Source organism: Methylomonas rosea (genome assembly GCF_024505055.1).
Lineage (GTDB): Bacteria > Pseudomonadota > Gammaproteobacteria > Methylococcales > Methylomonadaceae > Methylomonas > Methylomonas rosea.
In genome coordinates, this window is sequence record NZ_JANIBL010000033.1 from 44,492 (window position 1) to 52,749 (window position 8,258).

Sequence of the window (8,258 nt, forward strand, 5' to 3'; positions counted from 1 at the left end):
GTTTACGCGGCAATGGGTTAGATTCGGACCAGCACTTCGCCGCGTCCGGTTTCCGCCATGTCGCCGCCGTAACGCTGCACACGGTTAAATGCTGCATTATTGTCGGAAAACCGCGAGTTTAAGGATTTGAACGATGCGAACAGTATGGGCAGGAAGGCCAGGGTATGCGAGCCGCAGTCGTTGAAAGTCGCTGATAATTGCGGCTGATTCCACAGCAACAAGGTGCCGCGCCGCATCGCATAGCCCAGATAGCGGCCGGTAGTGCCCATCACCGCAATAGTGCCTGCCAGCATGCGCGAGCCGCAATAATCCCCGGCATTGCCTTCGATCAAAATTTGGCCGCGGCGCATGTGGTCGCCGGCGCGCTGGCCGACATTGCCTTTCACCAGCACTGTGCCGCCTTTCATGCCTTGCTTGTTACCGGGTAGGGCGCCCCCCAGAAAATCGCCGGCATCGCCGTCAATTTGCAACAAGCCGTTTTTCATTTCACACGCAGCATACAGGCCCGTATCGCCGCTGACGTTGATAGTGCCCGATTTCATTTGCATGCCCAGATAAGCGCCGGCGTCGCCTTGCACGCTGATGCTGCCGCCGTCCAATTCCTTGCCTATGAAGTCCAGCTTATTATTGCTGTAGGCGATGATGATTTCCTGGGTGTTCATGCCGGTGATGTAGAACAGTTCGTCAACCCGGCGGCGGCTTTTGCCGTTTTGTAGTTCGATCGCGGAAATGGCATCCACATCCATACCTTGCAGCTTTTGACAAACCAGCGGCGACATGTCGATACGCTGGTCGGTTGGCTGTTTCAGGGTAAAGGTTAACGCGCTCATGCCATGATCTCCTGCAAATGAAAGTGGAACGGGCCCAATTTGCCGCCGTAGTTGCCGGCGCTGATACGCTTGATGCCGTTAGCCGCACCCAGATCGCAAACCGCTTGGATGCCTACGCGCATGGCTTTGTCGATGTCTTCCTTACTCAAACCGTCGATGACGATTTCCATCACCGATTCGATTTCAGGTGATAAGTCAGTCTTGGTCACGCCTTTTAATGTCGGGCAGAAGGCATCGTTGGTCGATGCGCCTAATGACGCATATTTGGAACCGACCTTGGAGCCAGAGCGCACCACGCCGCCAGGGAAGGGCATGATCACATTGGGGATTTTGCGCATTTCTTCAATCGCCGCTTCACAGGCAGCCAAGGCTTGCGGTTGCGATTCTGCCAGTACCAGAAAGTTGCCGCCGCCGACCGCATCGATCATGCCGGTGGTGGCTTCGGTCAAGAACTCACCGTCCATTACCGGCACACGCCAGTAGCGCTTGCCGCCGATTTTCTTGGCAATTTGAAAGCCGTCGCCGAAGTAACGCAGGTTTTTACCCAACGGTATCGGTTTGCCGCCTTCGATGCCGGCAAACAAGGCCGAAGTCGGTGAGGTTAATACGCATTGGCCGGCGCGGGTTTCCAATTGCTTGGCCAAGCCCTTGCCGCCCATCGCGTAGATCATGATCGCTACGCCGGGCCGTCCGTCCGGCGTTTCGTTCGGGCTCAACACCCGTTCGATACCAGCCTCGCAACCGCAAGCGATCACCGATGTGGCAAAACCGGTCATCGCTTGCGCGGAAATCATCGCCCATTTTTCGTTTTGAGCCGTAATAATTGCCCGCGTTGCCTTCATTGGGAAGGCCTCTGCAAAGGTTTTGTCTATGGTTACGCCGTTAATAATCATGCTGCACCTCGCAATGGATGCGCCGTCAAGCTGCCGCGTCCGTCTTCGCTGATTTCGTCGTCGCTGATTTTAAAGTTGCCGAGTTTCATGGTCAGGTATTTGTCGAAATAAGGTTTGAGATCTTTTTCGATGGACAGATCGTAGTCGGGTTTGACGATATGCGTCGTGCCCCAAGTGACTTTCACCACTTCGCCGTTTTTCACTACTAGTTCGCCGTCTTTGAACACGTAATCGGGCTTGGCGAACATGGTCTGGCGGTCCGCGTTTTCAGTGTAGACGGTAATGTCAGCGAAGTTGCCGGCACTCAACGCGCCACGGTCTTTTAAGCCGATAATTCGGGCGGCACCAGCGCGGGTCATGATAGCGATCTCGTTAAGCGTATATTCGCGTTCAATCGAGGCCAGCGTGGTCATTTTTTGCGCTTCCGGATGGATGGTCGCCAGCATGTCGTTACGGAAGCTGCGGTCCATCAGCAAGCGGATCAAATGCGGATAGCTGGTGAACGGCGCGCCGTTGGGGTGGTCGGTGGTCAGGAATATCCGCCAAGGATCTTCGACCAGCAAGAAGATTTCCAATCCTATCGCCCATTGCAAGGCGTTGACGAAGTTTTGATCTTTGTATTTAAACGGTACCACGCCACAGCCGGCATCGCATTCGATGTCCATGCACACCCATTTGTTGGGGCTGGCGTATTTGTGGTTCGCATGCTGGCGCATGTTGTCGCCAGAGGCGGTGACGGTTTGGCCGAACAGAATTTGGCCGACGTCGGCGGTGATATTCGGATTGCTGTTGATCGCTTCGGCAATCTGCGCAGCGCCGGAAGAAAATTTGAAATCGCCTTCTTTGCCGTAGCTATGGAACTGAATATGCGTCAAGTGCATCGGCAAGCCGTCGATGCCTTCGATAGTATTTAAAGTCGTTTCCAGATTGCCGGGTACGCCCAGGTTACAACCATGCACATGCAGCGGATGAGTGATGCCCAGTTCTTGTACGGCTCTAGCCAGGGTTTGCAGGATTTGTCTGGGAGTGACAGCGTAATGGCTGTTTTGCTCGTCCAGATCCAGTTTGCGTTGATTAAATTTAAACGCGCTAATACCACCGGCATTGACGACCTTGATGCCAATGCCTTTGGCAGCGTTCAGCGTCCAGGCCACGTAATCATTGATGGCTTTTTGATCTTTGTTCGCGGTCATCATGCGTAATAAAAAGTCATCGCTGCCTAGCATTACGTAACCGCCCTTATCGACAATCGGCGTATCGCCCATTTCCATGTGGGCTTGGCGGGCGTTGATCGGCAGTACTGCGGGTTCGAAACAGGCTGTGTAACCCATTTCCGCGTAACGGTAGCCAGCGACGTAAGTACTGGGCATGGCGTGACCGTTACCGGAGCGAGTAATTGGCGTGCGATGCACCGGGTCCATGCGGTGATCTTCCGGCAACAGGGTGCGGGCGATATTGCCTTTGCCGCCGCCGATATGGGTATGCATGTCTATTGCGCCGGACATCACGACTTTGCCGCGTAAATCGTATTCCTGATCGACCGGGCGGCCGTCTTTCGGCGCGTCAACGATGCGGCCGTCCTGTACAAAAATATCTTGCTGTTGACCGTCGATGCCGCTGGCCGGATCGTAAACGGTTCCACCTGTAAGTTTTATCAGCATGTGTTTGATCCTAAAGTGCTTGTTCTATAGCGGTCAGGACGGCGGCGGTGCTGGGCAGGCCGGAGTCGCGCAATTTTTTTAGGCGGATCGCCACCACATTATCCAGACGGTAAGCGTGGCCGGAATGGTCGATGCCGGGCGTACCGACCGGAATGAACACATCCGGCTCTTTCTCAAATTTCATGCCGGAGCGACCGATGACGATAGTCGGTAAGTCGGCTTTCGGCGGCAGTGCGCCGCTGTTAAATGCCTGCACCCACACCAAGGCATCCGCTTCGCCGTTATTTATCAGCGCTTGAGTGTCGTTGAGGTAGGGATCGTACTCCGGGTAGCCGCGGGCAAAATTGACGCGCGCAGGGTAACCGGTAGTCCATCCACAGACTTGATTAGCGGTTTGATCGCCTTCCTTACCGCCTAATGGAAAACCGGAGCAGCGCGTACCCGATTGGTTGAGGTCTTTGACGATATTGCACAAAGTTTGAACGGTTAGCTCGGCTTGGTCGAATGCCATTGCCGCCGCGCCCCAGAGAATTACGCCGTAATCAGCGGCTTTCAATTTGTCCGCGATGGCTTGCAGATCAGCTATCGCAATGCCGGCGACGCTTTGCGCATGCAGCAAATGGCCTTTAACAAGCGCTGATAATACGGCGGTCACGTCCGGTAAGTCGGCATCCGCGCAAGGTAGTACGTTGGCGTTTTGGCCGGTCGGCGACGTTGAGGCGTTTCCTGACGGTGCTTTGCCCAGATAAATAATTTCTCGGTTGGCCGTGTTGTCGAGGAACATCGATTCCTCGTTCCACAGATATTTCTCGAAAAACCGCGGGGCAAAGGCTTCCAGATCGGTGCCAACCACCAGCAACAGGTCGCAACGGTTTTTTAGCTCGGCCAGCGTGGTGTTCATCCAGCCGGAATCCTGCAAAGCCAGCAAATTGCGGCGCGCGTTGTTGAAATTGAGGTTATCGACGACCGCGCCGCTTTTGTCGGCCAATGCCAGCAAGGCGCGCATGCCGTTAACGTCGGTCGCGCAGCCGCTAATCACGGGTTGATTAGTGCCACGTAGCAATTCCGCGGCTTTAGTGGTCGCCGCTTCCAGGCTCACCGCTTGACCCGCGATGCGTGGTGTGGCGTCCGCGATAGCTTGTTCGAAAGCCGGCGTATTGACCGCACAGCCGTTTGCGATCACTTTCAGCGTTGCGCCGTCCACCTGTATGCTCAGGTCGTCGGTACCAATGCCGCAAAACGGGCTGGGTACCTCGGTTATTTCAGTCATAAGAAAAGTCCTCAATCTTTTTTGATGTATTTGAAACGTGGGTCGTCGGGCGTGCCTTCCAGGACGCCGGCGGAGGTTTCCGCTGCATCCCACATCAACACTTCTTCAATTTTTTTAGCCAGTAGAAAATCTTTATCGGTGATGCCTTTTGCCGAATGCGTGACCAACTTGACGATCACGAATGCGTAGGAAACAGTCAGATCCGGATGATGCCAGGCTTTCTCCGCCAAATGGCCGACCGTATTGACGACCATTAGGGTGGCTTTCCAGCCGCTGGTCTTGATTTTGCGGCGGATCCAGCCATTCTCGTAATACCAGTGCGGCAGTTCCTGTGTTAAACGCTCGGCGATTTCGGTCTCGCTATAGACCTTGGCAGTATCGTGCGACATCGTTTATCCCCCGGATTGAAATGAGTCGGCATTCTATCGCACAGTTTAGTCGGTGTCTTTACGGTGTACAGGCGTTTTGCTGGGTTTCGGCGCCAATTGTCGGCAGGTGGAGGGCGATTTACAAAGGTTTACTCAGACTGGCTGAAGAATGCGTCGGTGCCGGCGCATTCTTTTCGACAAAGGTTTGTTATTTAACCACTCTTAATTGCGGTTTTTGCGGAGGCTTGGGTTCTGTCGGTGTCGGCGGGGTTTCGTCCTCATTCTCTTCCGGATCGAAAATCATACCCTTGCCGTTTTCCTTAGCATAGATAGCCAATACCGCTTTGCACGGCGCAATAATGCGCATGGGTTTGCCGGAGAAGCGGGCGTTGAATTGGATTTCTTCATTGCCCAGCACCAAGCCTTGGATGGCTTCGGGGCGCATGTTCAGGACGATTCTGCCGTCTTCCACGAAGTCGCCCGGCAGCGTCACGCCAGGGTGGTCGGCATTCACTAACAGATGGGGCGTCAGGCCGTTGTCGACGATCCATTCGTAGATGGAGCGAATCAGATAGGGTTTAAGTGGGGTCATTTGCTTGGGGCTTGCATCATGTCTTTTTCCTCGCGGCTCAGGCTTTCTTGAAAAGCCCGTCTGGAGAATAGGCGGTTGGCGTAAGCAGTGATGCCTTTGCCTAGGCTGGCGATGTCGATGCCGATGCTGGGTAGTCGCCATAAGAACGGCGCCATCGCGCAATCGATCAAGGAATATTCCTCGCTCATGAAATACGGTGTGGCTTCAAATACCGGCGCGGCTGCCATCAGGCTTTCCCGTAACATTTTTTTGGACTTGGAGGCTTTTTTGTCGCCGTTGACGAGTACGTCATCCAGCAGCGGATACCACTCCTGATCAATGCGTTTGATCAACATCCTGGCGTTGGCACGGGAGACGGGGTCCATTTGATGTAAAGCAGGATGAGGGAAGCGTTCGTCCAGATATTCCATGATGATGCGGGCATCGTACAGCACCAAGTCGCGTTCCACGAAAGTCGGGGCATTACCGTTGGGGTTGAGTTCCAGCAGGTCTTCGGGCGGGTCATTCGGGTCGAAAAATTCGACTTCCGCCGGTACCCCTTTTTCGTATACGACTAGCCTGGCGCAGTGGCTCATTATGCAGGCTGGCGATGAAAAAAGAGTCATTGCGGATTTTCGGCTGGTGATGTTTGCCACGAAGTGAACCTCTTTGAGTAACGGGATTTAAATCGGGGCAGATTGTAGCATGGATGATGGGGCTTTTGGGGGCGATACCGGTCGCATTCGCCCTTTGAAAATAACGGGCTGAGCAGGGGTTTTTTAAACGGCTTGCACCCTATTCAACCGAGCTTAACGATGATGTCTTCCAGTACGTTGGCAGTGGCGTGAACCTTGTCGGCGGCATTGGAAAGATGCCGGTAAAGCTCGCGTTGTTTAAACATGTTTAAGTAGTCTTCGCCTTGGAACAAGTCGGCGATGGCCTTGCGATACATCTTTTCGATCCGGCGTTCCGAATGCCGGGCGGCGAAGGCGTGTTGTTCGGCTTCGGAGGGATGTTTGCCTAATACCGCGAAGCCGCGCTCCAGCGCTTTAATGCCGACTTGCAACTCGATTACCATCGCCTGCGAATGGCTGTCGGGGTTCAATTCCAGTGCTTCCATCTCGTTATACGTGCTTTTGCAATAGGTGACGATACTGTCCATGGAGGCGATGGCGCGATAAATGTCTTCGCGGTCTATAGGCGTGGCAAACGAGCTGTTTAGTTCGTGCAGGTTGTGAATGCGGATCCGGTCGGCTTCGTGCTCGTCTTCTTTGAGCATCTTGCCGGCTGCCACCGATTCACTGACCATGAAGCGGACCAGATTATCGACGGTGACGCAGACCTGCTGGCACTGTTGGTGCAGTAACAGATAAAAGTCGGCGGTTTTGGGGAATATTCTCTGAAACAGCCGCGAGGCCAGTGAAAGCTTGGGAGATGACATACGAAATTGCGGCGGTTATTTAAGAAAGTAATCGAATATCAGAAAGCTAATGCAGGCGATCATTGCCGAGCCGGGGATGGTGATAAGCCAGGTTCGCAAGATTTCCAAGGCTTTTCCCCAGCGCACCGCTCTTGGGCGATCAGATGCGCCAATACCCATGATCGACGATGCCACTACATGCGTTGTGGACACCGGGGCGCCGAGCAGAGAACTGCCGAAAATGGTGAGGCATGCGCTCAGTTGCGCGTTTAACGCATGAATTGGGCGGATTTTATAAATGGCAAAACCAAGAGTGCGCACGATGCGCCAGCCGCCGGTTAGTACGCCGGCGGTCATTGCGCAGGCGCAAAACAGCATCACCCAGCCTGGCACCTTAAAGCTGTCGATTTCCCCGCTAAGCAACAAAATCAAGGTCAATACCCCCATGCTTTTTTGCGCGTCGTTGGCGCCGTGAGAAAAGGCCAGCGCGGCGGCGGTTAGCCATTGGGCATGGCGAAGCTGCCGATTAATGCCTGGCGATGCGGACCGCAATAAAAACATCGTCAGTCGCTGAAGTACAAAGCCCACCAGGAAACCCAAGACGGGCGAGAGCAATAATGCCAGCAGGATTTTACTGAATCCATGTATTCGGCCATGGCTTAAGTCGTTGATTCCCCAGGCGATAGGTTCGCTGCCTATGCCGATCAGCGTGGCCCCGATCAAACCACCCACCAGAGCGTGCGAGGAAGATGACGGTAAGCCGCGCCACCAGGTAAACAAGTTCCAGAACACGGCGGCGAAAAGTCCGGACACGACGATTAACAGCGCATCGGCTTTGGGGATGGACGATAGATCCAGCAAGGTACCGACTGTATTGGCGACGGCGGTGCCGCCAAGTAGCGGTCCCAGGAATTCGAAGACTGCAACCACCAAAACCGCCTGCACCGGCGTCATCGCCCGGGAGGCGATGACGCTGGCAATGATATTGGAGGCATCATGAAAACCATTGGTGTAGTCGAATACCAGTACAATGATGATCGCAACACCGATAAACGGAACCAATGCCTCCAAAATAGCGACGGGTTAATGCGGGTTAATGCGGGTTAATTGACGACGTTGTGACCGCGCTGTCTGAGGCAGTTGCGGTAGGCATTTTTATAGCTGTCGTTGGCATGAATGCCCTGTTGAGCGCCGCCGCCAATGCCGCCTGCCGCCGCACCGATGGCCGCGCCAGTGCCAGGGTTG

9 protein-coding genes are annotated in these 8,258 nt (G+C 54.5%); all 9 read right to left on the minus strand.

Going from position 1 to position 8,258, the window contains the following annotated elements; genetic code table 11:
* Positions 1–17: 17 nt before the first annotated feature.
* Complete coding sequence (locus NP589_RS11855; protein WP_256607179.1) at positions 18–830, minus strand: formylmethanofuran dehydrogenase subunit C; 813 nt, start codon at positions 828–830, stop codon at positions 18–20.
* Positions 827–1,723, minus strand: a complete 897-nt coding sequence (gene fhcD / locus NP589_RS11860; protein ID WP_256607180.1) for a formylmethanofuran--tetrahydromethanopterin N-formyltransferase — start codon at positions 1,721–1,723, stop codon at positions 827–829. Before fhcD ends, NP589_RS11855 begins: the two co-directional genes overlap by 4 nt.
* Positions 1,720–3,384 carry a formylmethanofuran dehydrogenase subunit A gene (locus NP589_RS11865; RefSeq protein ID WP_256607181.1) on the minus strand — a complete coding sequence of 555 codons (1,665 nt, stop codon included), beginning with the start codon at positions 3,382–3,384 and terminating at the stop codon, positions 1,720–1,722. The genes fhcD and NP589_RS11865 overlap by 4 nt, the downstream gene beginning before the upstream one ends.
* 10 nt (positions 3,385–3,394) lie before the next feature.
* Positions 3,395–4,654 carry a formylmethanofuran dehydrogenase subunit B gene (locus NP589_RS11870; protein WP_256607182.1) on the minus strand — a complete coding sequence of 420 codons (1,260 nt, stop codon included), beginning with the start codon at positions 4,652–4,654 and terminating at the stop codon, positions 3,395–3,397.
* A gap of 11 nt (positions 4,655–4,665) precedes the next feature.
* Positions 4,666–5,043: a 4a-hydroxytetrahydrobiopterin dehydratase gene (locus tag NP589_RS11875; protein ID WP_064007000.1), complete on the minus strand. Its 378-nt coding sequence runs from the start codon at positions 5,041–5,043 to the stop codon at positions 4,666–4,668.
* A 187-nt stretch (positions 5,044–5,230) separates the two neighbouring features.
* Complete coding sequence (locus NP589_RS11880; RefSeq protein ID WP_256607183.1) at positions 5,231–5,614, minus strand: ClpXP protease specificity-enhancing factor; 384 nt, start codon at positions 5,612–5,614, stop codon at positions 5,231–5,233.
* On the minus strand, positions 5,611–6,219 hold the full coding sequence (locus tag NP589_RS11885; RefSeq protein WP_256607184.1) for a glutathione S-transferase N-terminal domain-containing protein: 609 nt from the start codon (positions 6,217–6,219) through the stop codon (positions 5,611–5,613). Before NP589_RS11885 ends, NP589_RS11880 begins: the two co-directional genes overlap by 4 nt.
* Positions 6,220–6,392: 173 nt before the next feature.
* The gene (locus NP589_RS11890; protein WP_256607185.1) at positions 6,393–7,034 is read right to left on the minus strand and encodes a DUF47 domain-containing protein; all 642 of its coding nucleotides are present in this window, start codon (positions 7,032–7,034) and stop codon (positions 6,393–6,395) included.
* 15 nt (positions 7,035–7,049) lie between these two features.
* Positions 7,050–8,084: an inorganic phosphate transporter gene (locus tag NP589_RS11895; protein ID WP_256607186.1), complete on the minus strand. Its 1,035-nt coding sequence runs from the start codon at positions 8,082–8,084 to the stop codon at positions 7,050–7,052.
* Positions 8,085–8,258 lie beyond the last annotated feature (174 nt).

What these genes read in the sequence shown, in the direction of transcription:
- NP589_RS11855 (WP_256607179.1), bottom strand. Translation starts at nt 830, where the DNA reads ATGAGCGCGTTAACCTTTACCCTGAAACAGCCAACCGACCAGCGTATC.
- fhcD (WP_256607180.1), bottom strand. Translation starts at nt 1,723, where the DNA reads ATGATTATTAACGGCGTAACCATAGACAAAACCTTTGCAGAGGCCTTC.
- NP589_RS11865 (WP_256607181.1), bottom strand. Translation starts at nt 3,384, where the DNA reads ATGCTGATAAAACTTACAGGTGGAACCGTTTACGATCCGGCCAGCGGC.
- NP589_RS11870 (WP_256607182.1), bottom strand. Translation starts at nt 4,654, where the DNA reads ATGACTGAAATAACCGAGGTACCCAGCCCGTTTTGCGGCATTGGTACC.
- NP589_RS11875 (WP_064007000.1), bottom strand. Translation starts at nt 5,043, where the DNA reads ATGTCGCACGATACTGCCAAGGTCTATAGCGAGACCGAAATCGCCGAG.
- NP589_RS11880 (WP_256607183.1), bottom strand. Translation starts at nt 5,614, where the DNA reads ATGACCCCACTTAAACCCTATCTGATTCGCTCCATCTACGAATGGATC.
- NP589_RS11885 (WP_256607184.1), bottom strand. Translation starts at nt 6,219, where the DNA reads ATGACTCTTTTTTCATCGCCAGCCTGCATAATGAGCCACTGCGCCAGG.
- NP589_RS11890 (WP_256607185.1), bottom strand. Translation starts at nt 7,034, where the DNA reads ATGTCATCTCCCAAGCTTTCACTGGCCTCGCGGCTGTTTCAGAGAATA.